This is a genomic window from Pseudoalteromonas maricaloris (assembly GCF_024746855.1).
Classification (GTDB): domain Bacteria; phylum Pseudomonadota; class Gammaproteobacteria; order Enterobacterales; family Alteromonadaceae; genus Pseudoalteromonas; species Pseudoalteromonas maricaloris.
In genome coordinates, this window is sequence record NZ_CP024625.1 from 827,556 (window position 1) to 841,879 (window position 14,324).

Below are 14,324 nucleotides of genomic sequence, written 5' to 3' on the forward strand. Positions count from 1 at the left end.
AATACTTCGTTTATTAACCTAAGCTCAAAATGACAGGCTAGTTACGCATGACCCGCTTGCGAGCTTAATTGTGCAACGTCGATACCAAGCATTTGTACTGCTTTTTCCCAACGCTTTTCGGGTGGCGTATTAAATATGATTTCGGGGTCTGCCTCGACGACTAACCAAGTGTTTTCTTTCAGTTCTTTCTCTAGTTGACCACTTACCCATCCAGCATAGCCCAAGGTGATGATAAAACCTTCGGGAGAGTGTGATGACGTTAAAGAGGCTAAAACATCTTTTGATGTGGTGATCATAATTTCGGAGCTAAGCTCTTGGCTTGAGGCGTAACCAAACTTTGGCGTATGTAGTACAAAACCTCTGTCGGTGTGAACAGGCCCACCGGCGTAGATATTTACCTTAGCCGCTTGGCTAGATTTGTCGTTATCGATATCAATTTGATCAAGCAATTCGCCCACGGTGATATCGATAGGGTGGTTTACCACCAACCCCATCGCACCATCTTCGCTGTGTTCACAAAGATAGGTTACCGTATGATTGAAAAAAGGGTCGTCCATGCTGGGCATTGCCACTAAAAAGTGATTAGCGAGTGATTTCATAACCAGACCCCCTTAATGGTTAGTTTTTAGTATGGTCGAGTTTTCGCTCGATCGCATCATAAAACTTATCCATAATTGAAATGTCATATGCCGCTTCAATTTCTTTCACGCAAGTTGGTGCGGTGACATTGATTTCGGTAAGCTTATCGCCAATGATGTCTAAGCCAACGAATATCAGGCCCTTTGCCTTTAACGTTGGGGCAATGGCTTCGGCAATTTTCCGGTCCGATTCGCTAATAGGTCTTGCTTCACCACGGCCACCTGCCGCGAGATTACCACGAGTTTCACCGCCCTGTGGAATGCGAGCCAAGCAGTATGGCATCACTTCACCATCTACCACTAACACGCGCTTATCACCGTCTTTAATGGCTGGGATATAGTTTTGCGCCATCGCATAGCGAGAACCATGTTCGGTAAGCGTTTCGCAGATCACGCCAATATTTGCATCATCTTGTTTCACTCTAAAAATAGACGCGCCGCCCATCCCATCTAAAGGCTTGAGAATGATATCGCCATGTTTAGCTAAAAACTCGCGAATTTGTGATTGATTACGCGTAACTAAAGTATCTGGAGTATGTTCACTAAACCACGCAGTAAAGAGCTTTTCATTGGCGTCGCGGAGGCTTTGTGGTTTATTTACTACAAGCGATCCCGCAAGTTCAGCGCGCTCAAGAATATAAGTGGCGTAAATATATTCAGTGTCAAAAGGCGGATCTTTACGCATTAAAATAACGTCAAGGTCGCCTAAGTCGATTTCTTGTTTCTCAGCTAGTTCATACCAATGGGAAGTATCGTCAAATACCTGCGCTTTTGCTGCGGTCGCTTTGGCAACGCCTTGGTACAAGAAAAGATCATTCATTTCCATGTAATACAATTCATAGCCGCGCTGCTGTGCCGCCAGCATCATGGCAAACCCGGTGTCTTTTTTAATGTTAAAGCCACTGATAGGATCGGAAATGATCCCTAATTTAATTGTCATAGACGCTCCCATTGCGCTTGCTGAGTTTACCCATGATATGGGGGTTGCTCTGTGTATTTAAAGTGCTAAATCGCCAAATTGCAGCTGTAGTGCGCTCAGTACCGTTAGCGCTGCGGTTTCTGTACGTAGTACACGTGGGCCTAAACGGACATCCACAAACCGCTGTTGAGCGGTGGCGTCTAGCTCTTCATCGGTAAAGCCGCCTTCAGGCCCCACTAAAAAGCGGATCCCAGACTGGGTATATGGCAGTGTTTTTATTGAATGTTCGGCGCGAGGATGTAGTGTGATTTTTAACTCGTCGCTTTGCTGTGCAAGCCACTCAGACAACTCCATCGGCGGGTGAATAACAGTGATGGTATTACGTCCAGATTGCTCGGCCGCGGCAATTGCTATCTTTTGCCATTGCTGGTGTTTTTTTGCTAGACGCTCACCACTTAATTTAACGCCGCAGCGTGTGGTAAACAAAGGGGTGATTTCGCTCACGCCCAGCTCTACCGACTTTTGAATTGTGAAGTCCATTTTATCACCGCGAGAAATCCCTTGCCCAAGATGTATGGCTAGTGGAGATTCTACATTTTTGTCTTCAAATGATTCAGGTACAGCAACAACTTTCTTTTTCCCAACTTCACTTAATTGACATAGGTACTCGCCGCCTTGTCCGTTGAACAGGCTGACTTTATCTTTGGTTGTCATTCTAAGCACTCGGCCTATATGTCCTGCGGCGTCATCATCCAAAGTAACTGGCACACCAATGGCCAAAGGCGAGTCTTGATAAATATGTGGAATACGCATAATTCGATTATTCAGTTGCTGTTTTGTGGCAATGGTAAGCGCTCGCGCACGGTTAGTCTACATCATCCTGCCACTTTAGCTTTACCGCAAAGTAACCCTGTGAGCTTGGCAAGCATCGAGTCAGGGTCGGGGAGGCCAGCGGTATCCGGATGACAAGATAAGTGATTGATTAATGCTTGTGAGTGCAGTTTAGTGATCTGAAAACCTTGTGGGGATTGTTCGATTAAAAACCGGTGAGGGTGAAGAGAATCAAAAATAAAGCGCTGCTCTTCGGTGGCTAAATGATAGTCCAGAGAATAGAGCAACACGGCATGAATGTTATGGTGACGATGCAAATAGCTGGCAAGTTCAGAAACGCTAATTTCATTGTCAAAGTCACAATAACAGTAGTCTTTTATTTGCTCTTTAAACATCATCTTGAGCATTTGTTTGGTGTTGTCACCTGCGATAATAATATTACTGGCTTGGCTAGAGCGCACGTTTTGCAAATGCTCGACGAGTTCTTGGCTAAAATCCCAATTGCTATCTACCAGTAAAAATCCATCACTTAAAGCATTCATGCAGTATTGCGTTACACCGAAAACAAGTTAATAAGTAAATAGCCTATGGAACAGAAAACCGCAAACTCCAGACATGCGATGCCAACGTTATCTTGGTGGTCTACTTCTAACCCAATATTGACCTTAGGTAAGGATAAATGCAGTAATACGTAGCTACCAATGTAAAGAAAAAGCCACATTACACCGCAATGCATGACAACCGAAAACAAGTTTTCTACCACTTTTGCTCCATGGTAGGGAGCGCTGTGTAGTCCCGCATACATGGCTAAAGAGAGGCCGATGGATTTGCCCGCATAACGAATACCAATCGAAGTGTTTCTGAGATTAAAATTTTGTTGTAAAGAAGCACCTTGGTTAAACCTGGCAAAGCGACTTTCTCTGATTTTACTATCTAGTGTATAAAGCAGCTGTAATAGCATAAAGCCAAGGGCTACGACTAATAGATCGCTCCAGCCTTTCGGGTGCACCCAATGATATAAACCAAGCACCAAAATGGTGTTACCAAGTAACATGCCGGAGTCCACCATCGCGGCGCAGATATTTTGCTTTAAAATCGCTTCTTCTTCGTCAAACTGATACAAAATCCATTTGCGATGGATCCATTGGCCAAAGTATACAAAGGCAATGATCAACCCAATATGTAAGGCCACTTGCAGAGGGTGTGCCTGCGCTCTCACCACACCTAAATCATTGAATAAGTATGCAACACAAACACACAGCATCGTCACTTGACTGGCATAGCTGATCCCAAGTGCAAAGTTGTCACGTTGTGCGAGCTCGTCATCTAGGAGATTGTTGGCGCTACGCTGGATCATTAAGCGCAGCAAAATAGTTAAACCGCAGACAATGACAAAGCAAATCAAAATCGCTAAAAAGTTGATATTGTTTAAAGACAAATAACTCATACTCGGTGTAAGGTTGTGTTTTAGATAGAGTTACTATAACACTGCTCACAAAGAGAGCCAGCCTACCGTGGAGTTTTTTATGTCGGAATTGTTTGTTCAAGCAGCGCTGAATACGCTTGCTCAAGAGCGTTACCAAATGATTTATGGTGATGCGCCGATGGAGCCCAAACTGGCACGGTTACTGGCGTTGAGTGATTTTGCCGAGCGTACGCTTGCACGATTTCCTGAGTGGGGAGCTTGGTTGCTCGATGATGCGCAGATGCAAATGCGCGACTGTCCTGATGTGTTTGACTTCTCCGCGCCATTGGTTGAAGAGAAACAAGCTTGGCAGCAGCTGCGTCACTATCGCTTAAAGTATTGGCTTAAAGTGATGTGGCTGGATTTGGTTGCAGGCAATGAGATTGATGACAGCATCAGCTATGTTTCGCAGTTGTCCGATACTTTGATTTCAAATGCTTATCAATGGGCGTACTTAAGCGTAGAAGCGCAATCAGGCTCACCAAAAGATGTGGCTGGTAACTCGATACCCATGACGGTATTAGGCATGGGGAAGCTTGGCGGTAAGGAGCTGAATTTTTCCTCTGATATCGATTTGATCTTTGCCTATCCAAGAAGTGTCGACACATCCGGTGGCCGGCGTAGCATTGAGGCGCAAGTATTTTACACTCGAGTGGCACAAAAACTTATTTCAACGCTTAATCAAGTTACCATTGATGGCCAAGTATTCAGAGTTGATATGCGTTTAAGACCATTTGGGGATAGTGGTCCTTTGGTAATGAGCTATGCCGCGATGGAAGATTATTATCAAGATCAAGGTCGAGAATGGGAGCGCTATGCGATGTTAAAGGCGCGGCCAATTGGTGAACCGTCGCTGTATTGGCAAGAGTTTTACGACTTAATCCGGCCGTTCGTCTATCGCCGTTATATCGACTTTTCTGTGATAGATTCACTGCGAAAGATGAAAAACATGATTGCCCAAGAGGTGAGACGCAAAGGCTTAACGAATAACATAAAGCTGGGCGCTGGTGGCATTCGAGAAGTAGAGTTTATTGTGCAGGCTTTGCAACTGATACGCGGCGGTCGCGAAACGCCATTACAAACCCCTTCATTGTTACAGGCGTTAGAAGAGCTTGAAACGCTTGAGATTGTCCCTATTGAGGTCAAAAACCGTCTGCATGAGAACTATTTAGTGCTGCGTAAAGTTGAGCAATATCTACAAGCATTTGACGACAAACAAACGCAAACTTTACCCGACAACAACTTAGACTGTCTTCGCCTGAGCCACTTATTGCAATGTAACGATTACGCTGAAGTCGAGCAAATGCTAAAGGTTGTGACGCAGCATATCCGGGCTGAGTTTAGTCAAGTCATTGGTGAACCGCCTGAAGAAGAGTTAGATGAAGACGACAGCGCGGTTTATGCATGGCAAACGGGAGAAATCGCTCAGCTAGGTCAGTGCCGAGCTGCGCCATGCTTTGAGACTTGGCAAACTGACTTGATGGAGTTTAAACAAGGACTAAGTAAAAAGCAGGCGGGCACTCGTGGTCGCGATATTCTTGATAAGTTAATGCCTGCTTTGCTGCGAGAGCTCAGTAAACAAAACATGGAGCCGGCACTTGCTCGCGTGCTCAGTGTGATCAATAAAGTGGCTTCTCGTACAGCATATTTGGAATTACTGTATGAAAATCACGGTGCGTTGACTCAACTTATCAAGCTTTGTTGTCATAGCGCGTGGATTGCTGAGCATATTGCGAAGTATCCGATCCTCCTTGATGAGCTTATCGACCCACAAACTCTCTATAAACCTTTGCCATTAACGGCCTATAAAAATGAGATCCAACAAGCATTTTTGCGTATAGATGAGCAAGATGTTGAGCTACAGATGGAAGCACTGCGACAATTTAAACAAACGCATCAGCTAAAAGTCGCGGCTGCAGACGCCACTGGCGTGTTGGATATTATGAAGGTGAGCGATCATCTAACTGCGCTTGCTGAGGCGATTATCGCAAAAGCCGTCGATATTGCTTGGGGGCACATGGTCGCGCGTTTTGGCGCGCCTGAAGGTGCAACAATAGAAGAAAAAGGCTTTGCTGTAATAGCGTATGGCAAGGCGGGGGGATATGAGCTCGGTTACAACTCAGATCTTGACTTAGTGTTTGTGCATAATCGTGACGGCGAAAGTCAAACTCAAGGTGATAAGCCTATCTCTTCAAGACAGTTTTATATGAAGCTGGCACAGCGTTTAATGCATTTGTTCAATACCAAAACGCTCTCTGGCATGCTTTACGAATTAGATACTCGACTTCGCCCTGAAGGAAACTCGGGCTTACTCGCTATCAATCTAGAAAGTTTTTACCAATACCAGTTAGAGCAAGCTTGGACGTGGGAGCATCAGGCGCTAGTGAGAGCTCGTATGGTGTTGGGTGAGCCGAAAATGGCCGCACGATTTGATGAAATACGCCATGCAATACTAATGCAGCAGCGAGACGTGCCTAAATTAGCGGAAGATGTTCGCAATATGCGTGAAAAAATGCGAGCCCACCTTAACCAAGATAGTGACAGTCACTTTGACTTAAAGCAGGGAATTGGCGGCATGACGGATATTGAATTTATCAGTCAGTACATTGTGTTGCGATATAGCAGTCAGTATCCAGCACTTTGTACTTATCCAGATAATATACGTATTTTAGAGCAAGCGGGTGAAGTTGGAGTGATTGATGGGGATGAAATGAAGCACTTAATCTCTGCATATTGTTTGTTTAGAGATCAATACCATTTTAATAGCTTAAACCAATTAGGTAGGGTTGTTGGGCGTGAAGCATTTGATCAACACGCACAACAAGTCACTCAAGTTTGGCAGCGGGTACTTGCTTAACCCGCTAGCTTACGGCAGTTTTCACGTACGTAAACGGGAGGGTTTTCGGTGATAACCGCAGCACGCTCTCGCGGACAGAAAAATGTATAGACTTGAAACTCAAAGTCGTCATTTATCGCCGTTCCAACCTGATAGAGTGCAGAAACAAAGTCGGTATCAAGACGGAAGTTGTATTTAACCACATAATCACGCTCTAGATACCAAAACAGTTCCACACCTTCTTCTTTGGCTTGCTTGGTAAGCACATCTTTTAAGGTATCGCCAGTATCAAAGCGTCTTGGTTGTTTTTCACCTGTCCATTTAGGGTTAGATGGCTTAACAGCAAGCGCTCTTTGCGCGAGTGCGTCATCAAGCGGATAGGTGGGCTTGCCAAGCGTGATAACGTACTTTTCACGATCAGTATCACGATTGCTCATGCTATTTCTAAAGCTTTCGTAAAATTGCGACAGGCCTTGCGCTGCAACATTGGTGGTTTCCCTAAAGTTCATGTCTTTAGAGGCACCAAAAAGAAAATAGTAGGCAGCCCAAATGAGTAACACACCTAGTGATAGGTGTTTAGTCCAAAACCAGATTGACGATAATTTATTTTTTTTCTTCTTAGCCATTTCAAACTACTCCAAGACTCTAGGCCCTAATAAAACGAAGGTGCCTTTTCATCAGGTCGCGTTTTAAAGCGACGATGCACCCACATATATTGATCCGGCGCACAATTGATTGCTTGCTCCATTCTCTCGTTGACGCGAGTAACATCTGCAAGATCATTGCCACTTGGGAATGATTCTAAAATAGGTTGTATGTCTAAATGATACATCCCTTTTGCATCTCTCGTACAGTGTAAGCTTAAAGTCTCAGCCTTTTTGCTAGCAGAAAATAATAAAGTACCAGTTGTTGTTGCAGCATCAGGAACCGCAAAGAAAGGTGCGAACTCACAGCGCTTGCGGCCATAATCTTGATCAGGCAGGTAATAACAAACGCGTTTGCTCGAGAGCGTTTTCAATAACCCTTTAACGTCTCGCTTGGTGACTAAATACTCATTTGAGCGCAGTCTCCCACGGGTCATAAAAAACTCCATAAGTGGATTATTGTGTGGGCGATAAAAGCCAACACCTTGCACTTTAGTGCCTAGTACTCGGCTTGCCATCTCAAGATGCAACATATGGGGAACCAGCATAAGTACCCCTTTTTCTTGCTTTTGCACGGCTTCAATATGCTCTAGCCCTTTAATCGAGCCCACCACCTGATTGATGCGCCACTCTGGCCACCACCATGCCATCCCCGTTTCAAGTGTTGCTATGCCGGTATTTTCCATATTTTTTAGTAGCATAGCCTTATGTTCTGCTTCACTTAGGTGTGGAAAGCAAAGTTTCAAATTGACATCAGCAATATGACGGCGACGTTTCATATATTTATGGACTAGACGTCCAAGGCCTCTACCCAGTGCAAATTGAACACCTTGCGGGAGCCATGAGATTAAATACAGGGCGAAAACACCAAGCCAAGTCAGCCAAAATTTAGGTGCTAAGAATGACCATTTGAAAGGTGAGTGAGTAACCAAAGTAATATACCTAAGACTTAATTGAAGCGGCTAGTTTATCTATATTGCTGTAAAAATACAAAAAGCCAGCATAGCTGGCCTTTTCAGAGGTGATAATCGAAGTACTTAGCCTTCAATTAAACCTTGGTTGATTGCTTCAAGATCGGTACGAGACAGTGTACCTGCTGCTTGTTTTAAGCGCAGCGACGAAAGTACATAGCGATAACGAATATCAGCTAAGTTACGTTTCGCATTATACAGGTTTTGCGTGCTCACGAGTACGTCCACGATGGTACGAGTACCTACATCAAAGCCCGCTTCAGTTGCTTGTAATGCACTTTCTGCTGAAACAACCGCTTGCTCTAGCGCACGGTAAGTTGCAACGTCTGAAACCACTTGGTTATAAGACGTGATCACCGAGCGCGTCATGTTGCGCATTGCCGCTTCCATATCTTCGCTGCTAGCAACAAAGTTTGCGCGAGCTTGATCGGTCGCCGCAACGGTTTGACCACCAGTATAAATTGGTACGTCTAACGTTAAGCCTACCGAAGTTCTGTCGCTACGTGGAGCATGTTGTCTACCTGCACTGTCAGCTAAAGAATCAGAATAAGTAGCGTTTAAGTTTAGTGTTGGGTAGTGTCCAGCTTTAGCTAAATCAATTTGATCTTTTGCGATGTCTACCGCGGATTTAGCGACTTGAAGGTCTAAGTTCTTCGCTTTTGCAATCTCGATAAAATCATTGGTATTTTGCGTAGGCTTAACCGTTGAGAAGGTTTCAGTATTTAGCTTGTCTAGTTTAGCGTGATACTTACCCGTAATTGTACGTAATGTTTCACGTGCTGTTTCAACCGCATTACCTGCTATGATTTCGTCTGCAACTGCACGGTCAAATTGCGCTCTTGCTTCATGCACGTCTGTAATTGCAGTTAAACCTACTTCGTAGCGCTGTTTTGTCTGCTCTAGTTGGCGTTCAATAGCACGCTTCTCGGCTTGTACAAACTCTAGGCTATCTAACGCGCTTAGCACATTAAAGTAACCTTCAGCAATACGGACAATCAAAGTTTGCTTTTGCTGCTCATATTGAGTCGATGCTTGCATTGCACGTTTTTCAGCGATCGATAGCCCCTGCCAAGATGCCATATTAAAAATGGTTTGGTTTAGGGAGATTGAACGCTGAAAGGTGTCAGTGTCAGACTCAAACATGGTATAGCCTGTTGAGTCATTTTGCTGGCTCGATGGACCTTCAGAGTTTACGTCTGTGTAACTCATTTGAAAGCCAAGCTGAGGTAGCAATACGCCTAACGCTTGGTCTTGTGCATATTTTTGCGCATCAGCCTGCGCTTTAGCCTTTAATACGGTAGGATCGTTAGCCGTTGCAATGTCGTATACTTGCAGTAGGTCTTCCGCGTGGGACAGGCTGCTTGAAAGTGCGCACGACAACCCAACAACTAATGATAGTAGAGTTTTTTTCATTTTTCGCTCAGTCCTTAGACAATTTTTATACTGTCAGCATGTTACCCTGTTTTTGCGGCCCAATTAAAGACCAAATGCGTAAAACATCGCCAACAAGTGTAACAGAATATATTAATACCACTTGGGTATTGTAAAGTGGAAAAAGTTAAAGGTAAACGACTTCGTTTACTTATTCAGGTATGACCCTACTATAAGGGCGATTGGTTAGCTTTTAAACCGTTGCTATTAAAAAATACAGGATTATTTTATGAAACCTTTGAGTCAGTTCAACAAAGTCGACGTCAATGTTTCTTCAATAGAAACAATCTTCAATGGTTTTTTCACCATTCACAAGTACCAATTTACTCACGCCTTATTTAATGGCGGCGTATCAGAGCTGATAACTCGCGAGATATTAGAGCGTGGTCATGCGGTTGCAATATTGCCGTATGATCCTATTACAGACAGCGTGCTGCTGATTGAGCAAGTTCGCATAGGGGCGCTGGCTTCAAAAAATTCCCCTTGGCTTTTGGAGTGCATTGCAGGAATGGCAGAAGGGAGCGAAGATTACGAGTTTGTTGCAAGAAAAGAAGCAAAAGAAGAAGCTGGGCTTGAGCTGGATAAGCTCATTTATATGCGCTCTTATTTATCAAGCCCAGGTGGTACAACAGAGCGACTATATTTGTATTTAGCGCTTGCTGATTTATCTGAAGCGGGTGGGGTTTATGGACTGGCTGAAGAAGGTGAAGATATCAAAGTGCATGTGATGCCACTTGATGAAGCCCTTGCACGCCTTGATAATGAGGAAATCGATAACGCTGCCACTGTTATTAGTCTACAATGGTTGGCATTAAATAAAGCGCGGATATAGAAGCAGTTTAGGAGTCGTATTTTTGTCACAAGTGCTGAGCTCAAAGCAGTATATTCAATCTTTGCCCCGTTACATCACGCTGTGCGAACGTAATTATTTACGGGCGCTAAAATTGCTACCTGAAGAAGTGGTCGGTGAGAGTCGAGTGATTGACTTAGCCTCTGCGCGCTACTGTTTGAGCGTAGCTGGAGTCAGTAAATACACAACGGACATTCACATCGAGCAGATGGCGACAGTAAGCGCCCATCTGCCACACTTTTCGTTGTCTGTGCGCCTCTACCATGATGCTAAAGTGGCTGAAGTAATTCACCGTGATTATCATCGTCGAATAAAGCCATCTTATGGTTACCCAAATCCTGATATGCACCAAAAAGATGAAAAGTATCAAATAAATGCGTTTTTATCTGATTGGCTTATGGTGTGTTTAGAAAAAGGCCGCGTACATTTAAACTGGGATGTAAACAATGGCTTGGTTTGATCTTGAGCTGCAATTCGATAAAGCGCAAATTCGTATTGGCCATTTTACGGATTGTCATTTGTTTGCCACGCCTTGTGGGGAATACTTTGCGGTAAATACCGCCGCTAACCTTAAACGCACTCTAGCAGCGATGGCAAAAGAGCATTTTGATTGTGTGGTGTTTGGCGGTGATTTAACACAAGATCACAGTGCGGCTTCTTATCATGAGTTTGCCCGTTTAGTGAGAGAGAGTGAGTTGCAATGTACTGTGCTTTGGGTGCCGGGTAACCACGATGAGCTAGCTTTACTTGAAGAAATAAGTGCTGGGCAAATCGTCTGTCATAAGCGCATCTCAGGTCCATTTGGTCAGGTGCTACTGTTAAACTCAAAAGGTGAAACACCCGCCGGATGGTGCGCTAAGTCACATTTAGAGGCGCTCAAAAACAAGCTTAACGATAATATCAACGACAATACGATTGTTTTTGCTCACCACCATCCTCGGCCGATAGATGGCTATTTAGATAAACACATGCTCGAAAATGGTCCTGCACTGTTAAACTTGCTGGTGGACTCAGAGCAAGTCTTAGGGCTATTTCATGGTCATGTGCACAATGAATATCAACAACAATTTCGCACTTTACCTATCTATGCGACGCCTGCAACATCAATCCAATTTGAAAAGCACACAAAGGACTGGTGTCAGTCTGATTTGGGTCCCGCTTATCGTGTCATCGTATTTAGTAAAAGCGTTATAACAACAGAGGTAAAATGGCTCGGAAAGTAGTTTATATTCACGGCTTTAATAGCTCTGAGCTATCCTATAAAGCAACGGCATTTGGTGAATATATGATGGATAAACAAACGCCATACCTTGTCCCAAGACTACATTATGACCCGAGAGTCGCATTGGCACAGTTGGATAGCGTCATTGATTCTGATACTGTGTTATTAGGTAGCTCGTTAGGCGGCTATTACGCCACCTACTTTTCGCAACACCTTGGCTGTAAAGCAGTGGTGATAAACCCTGCAGTTAGGCCTTTTTCATTATTAAATGACTACCTTGGACCACAATACAATCCTTATCAGGATTGTCATTATGAGCTGCAGCATGAGCATATTGATGCGTTAAAATCCATGTATGTCGAGCAGCTTAGTAATCCAGAAAACTTGCTATTATTGCAACAAACGGGCGACGAGGTGCTGCCTTTTGAAGAGGCGGTGCGTTATTATAGCCATTGTCGTCAAATTATTGAGTTTGGTGGGGATCATAGCTTTGTTGAATTTCCACGCTATTTTGACATCATCACCAAATTTTTAACTATCAAAAATTAGAATTTATGCACAAAGCTCTGCTCAAAACTGTACGTTGTGCATATACTAGCGGATAAAAAGATAACTAGAACTAGCCTATGAGTCAGCAAAACTATAATGCCGAAGCTATTGAGGTACTCAATGGCTTAGAGCCAGTTAAGCGCCGTCCTGGCATGTATACCGATACCACCAGACCTAATCATTTAGGTCAAGAGGTTATCGATAACAGTGTCGATGAAGCCTTAGCCGGACATGCCACCAAGATTGACGTGATCTTGCACGAAGACAACTCCTTTGAAGTCATCGACGACGGTCGAGGAATGCCCGTGGATATTCACCCAGAAGAGGGCGTGCCTGGGGTTGAATTGATCTTGACCAAGCTTCATGCCGGGGGCAAGTTTTCCAATAAAAACTACCAGTTCTCCGGTGGTCTTCATGGGGTGGGTATATCGGTTGTTAATGCGTTGTCTACTCGGGTCGAAATTACCGTTAAACGCGATGCGCAAATCTATGAAATGGCATTTGAAAACGGCGATAAAGTCGAAGACTTAAGAGTGACCGGCAGCGTTGGTAAGCGTAATACCGGCACCTCAGTACACTTTTGGCCCGACGCGAGTTATTTTGACTCAGCTAACTTCTCAATTACTAAGTTAAACCACTTGCTCAAAGCCAAGGCTGTATTGTGTCCTGGGCTTAGAATTCGCTTTGTAAATAAACAGACGAAAGAAACGCAAGAATGGCACTATGAGGCAGGTCTTGAGGATTACCTAAAAGACAGCGCTGAAGGCTATGAAGTGCTGCCGAAATCTCCATTTACAGGCAGTTTCAGTGGCTCAACCGAAGGGGTTGATTGGGCGCTTCATTGGTTGCCTGAGGGCGGCGAATCTATCGCTGAAAGCTACGTAAACCTTATTCCAACGGCGCAAGGTGGGACTCATGTAAATGGGTTACGCCAAGGCTTACTTGAAGCGATGCGAGAGTTTTGTGAATTCAGAAACCTGATCCCGCGTGGCGTTAAACTGACGCCTGATGATGTTTGGGACCGTTGTAGTTATGTCTTGTCGGTTAAAATGCAAGATCCACAATTTGCCGGTCAAACCAAAGAAAAGCTGTCATCACGTTCGTGCGCTACCTTTGTATCAGGCATTGTCAAAGACGCCTTTAGTTTATGGTTAAACGAACACACTGAAACGGCAGAGTTACTTGCTGAGCTGTGTATCAGCAATGCGCAAAAACGTTTGCGTGCTGCGAAAAAAGTGGTTCGTAAAAAAGTCACTTCGGGTCCTGCTTTACCGGGTAAATTAACCGATTGTTCTGGAAGTGAAACCGAACGCTCAGAAATATTTTTGGTGGAAGGGGACTCAGCAGGTGGCTCGGCAAAACAAGCACGAGACCGTGAGTTTCAAGCAATCATGCCACTGCGCGGTAAAATCCTAAATACTTGGGAAGTGGAATCTGGACAGATCTTAGCCTCGCAAGAAGTACATGATATTTCTGTTGCCTTAGGTATTGACCCAGACTCTGAAGATTTATCAGGTTTGCGCTATGGCAAAGTATGTATCCTCGCGGATGCGGATTCTGACGGGCTTCACATTGCAACTTTATTATGCGCACTCTTTGTGAAGCATTTCCCTGAGCTTGTTCGTAAGGGCCATGTTTTTGTTGCCATGCCGCCGCTATTTCGTATTGATGTTGGTAAAGAAGTTTACTACGCCCTTGATGAAGATGAGAAAAAGGGCATATTAGATCGTATTGAGGCCGAAAAGAAACGCGGTAAAGTCAACGTACAACGCTTTAAAGGATTGGGTGAAATGAACCCGTTGCAATTGCGTGAAACCACCATGGATCCAAATACTAGACGTTTAGTTCAGCTGACATTAGATGAACCTGAACAAACCCTCGAAATGATGGATATGCTGTTAGCTAAAAAACGCTCTGGCGACCGTAAAATTTGGCTTGAGCAGCACGGAGATAAGGCAGAGGTTTAAC

14 protein-coding genes are annotated in these 14,324 nt (G+C 44.3%); 6 read left to right on the forward strand and 8 right to left on the reverse strand.

Annotated elements, in window-relative coordinates; all coding sequences use genetic code 11:
* Positions 1-41: 41 nt before the first annotated feature.
* The 5 genes from CTT31_RS03380 to CTT31_RS03400 form a co-directional block, all read right to left on the reverse strand.
* Entirely contained in the window at positions 42-599 is a 558-nt protein-coding gene (locus tag CTT31_RS03380) for a YqgE/AlgH family protein (RefSeq protein ID WP_010379034.1), read from the reverse strand.
* A 19-nt stretch (positions 600-618) separates the two neighbouring features.
* Positions 619-1,578, reverse strand: a complete 960-nt coding sequence (gene gshB, locus CTT31_RS03385) for a glutathione synthase (RefSeq protein ID WP_010379037.1) — start codon at positions 1,576-1,578, stop codon at positions 619-621.
* Between the two features lie 57 nt (positions 1,579-1,635).
* Positions 1,636-2,370, reverse strand: a complete 735-nt coding sequence (rsmE, locus tag CTT31_RS03390; protein WP_010379040.1) for a 16S rRNA (uracil(1498)-N(3))-methyltransferase — start codon at positions 2,368-2,370, stop codon at positions 1,636-1,638.
* A 62-nt stretch (positions 2,371-2,432) separates the two neighbouring features.
* The gene (locus CTT31_RS03395) at positions 2,433-2,930 is read right to left on the reverse strand and encodes a DUF2863 family protein (RefSeq protein WP_260491984.1); all 498 of its coding nucleotides are present in this window, start codon (positions 2,928-2,930) and stop codon (positions 2,433-2,435) included.
* Positions 2,931-2,941: 11 nt separating this feature from the next.
* A complete protein-coding gene (locus CTT31_RS03400; protein WP_039494457.1) occupies positions 2,942-3,835 on the reverse strand; it encodes a DUF350 domain-containing protein in 894 nt (297 codons plus the stop codon).
* Positions 3,836-3,914: 79 nt separating this feature from the next.
* On the opposite strand from CTT31_RS03400, the gene glnE reads away from it, so the two are divergent.
* A complete protein-coding gene (gene glnE, locus CTT31_RS03405; protein WP_260491985.1) occupies positions 3,915-6,710 on the forward strand; it encodes a bifunctional [glutamate--ammonia ligase]-adenylyl-L-tyrosine phosphorylase/[glutamate--ammonia-ligase] adenylyltransferase in 2,796 nt (931 codons plus the stop codon).
* Here glnE and CTT31_RS03410 read toward each other — a convergent pair.
* The 3 genes from CTT31_RS03410 to tolC form a co-directional block, all read right to left on the reverse strand.
* Entirely contained in the window at positions 6,707-7,315 is a 609-nt protein-coding gene (locus CTT31_RS03410) for a TcpQ domain-containing protein (protein WP_069020920.1), read from the reverse strand. The two genes, glnE and CTT31_RS03410, sit on opposite strands and share 4 nt — an antisense overlap.
* A gap of 26 nt (positions 7,316-7,341) precedes the next feature.
* Entirely contained in the window at positions 7,342-8,265 is a 924-nt protein-coding gene (gene lpxL / locus CTT31_RS03415) for an LpxL/LpxP family Kdo(2)-lipid IV(A) lauroyl/palmitoleoyl acyltransferase (RefSeq protein WP_211859281.1), read from the reverse strand.
* 105 nt (positions 8,266-8,370) lie between these two features.
* A complete protein-coding gene (tolC, locus tag CTT31_RS03420; protein WP_017216998.1) occupies positions 8,371-9,717 on the reverse strand; it encodes an outer membrane channel protein TolC in 1,347 nt (448 codons plus the stop codon).
* A 247-nt stretch (positions 9,718-9,964) separates the two neighbouring features.
* Here tolC and CTT31_RS03425 point away from each other — a divergent pair, with 247 nt between their 5' ends.
* The 5 genes from CTT31_RS03425 (at position 9,965) to parE (ending at position 14,323) form a co-directional block, all read left to right on the forward strand.
* Positions 9,965-10,567 (forward strand): NUDIX domain-containing protein, encoded by a 603-nt coding sequence (locus CTT31_RS03425; protein WP_211859282.1) that lies wholly within the window; start codon positions 9,965-9,967, stop codon positions 10,565-10,567.
* Between the two features lie 22 nt (positions 10,568-10,589).
* Positions 10,590-11,045 (forward strand): DUF1249 domain-containing protein, encoded by a 456-nt coding sequence (locus CTT31_RS03430; protein ID WP_211859283.1) that lies wholly within the window; start codon positions 10,590-10,592, stop codon positions 11,043-11,045.
* Complete coding sequence (locus tag CTT31_RS03435) at positions 11,032-11,808, forward strand: metallophosphoesterase (protein ID WP_211859284.1); 777 nt, start codon at positions 11,032-11,034, stop codon at positions 11,806-11,808. Before CTT31_RS03430 ends, CTT31_RS03435 begins: the two co-directional genes overlap by 14 nt.
* A complete protein-coding gene (locus CTT31_RS03440; protein WP_211859285.1) occupies positions 11,793-12,356 on the forward strand; it encodes a YqiA/YcfP family alpha/beta fold hydrolase in 564 nt (187 codons plus the stop codon). Before CTT31_RS03435 ends, CTT31_RS03440 begins: the two co-directional genes overlap by 16 nt.
* Before the next feature lie 77 nt (positions 12,357-12,433).
* Positions 12,434-14,323 (forward strand): DNA topoisomerase IV subunit B, encoded by a 1,890-nt coding sequence (parE, locus tag CTT31_RS03445; protein WP_017216993.1) that lies wholly within the window; start codon positions 12,434-12,436, stop codon positions 14,321-14,323.
* The last annotated feature ends 1 nt before the right edge of the window (position 14,324 follow it).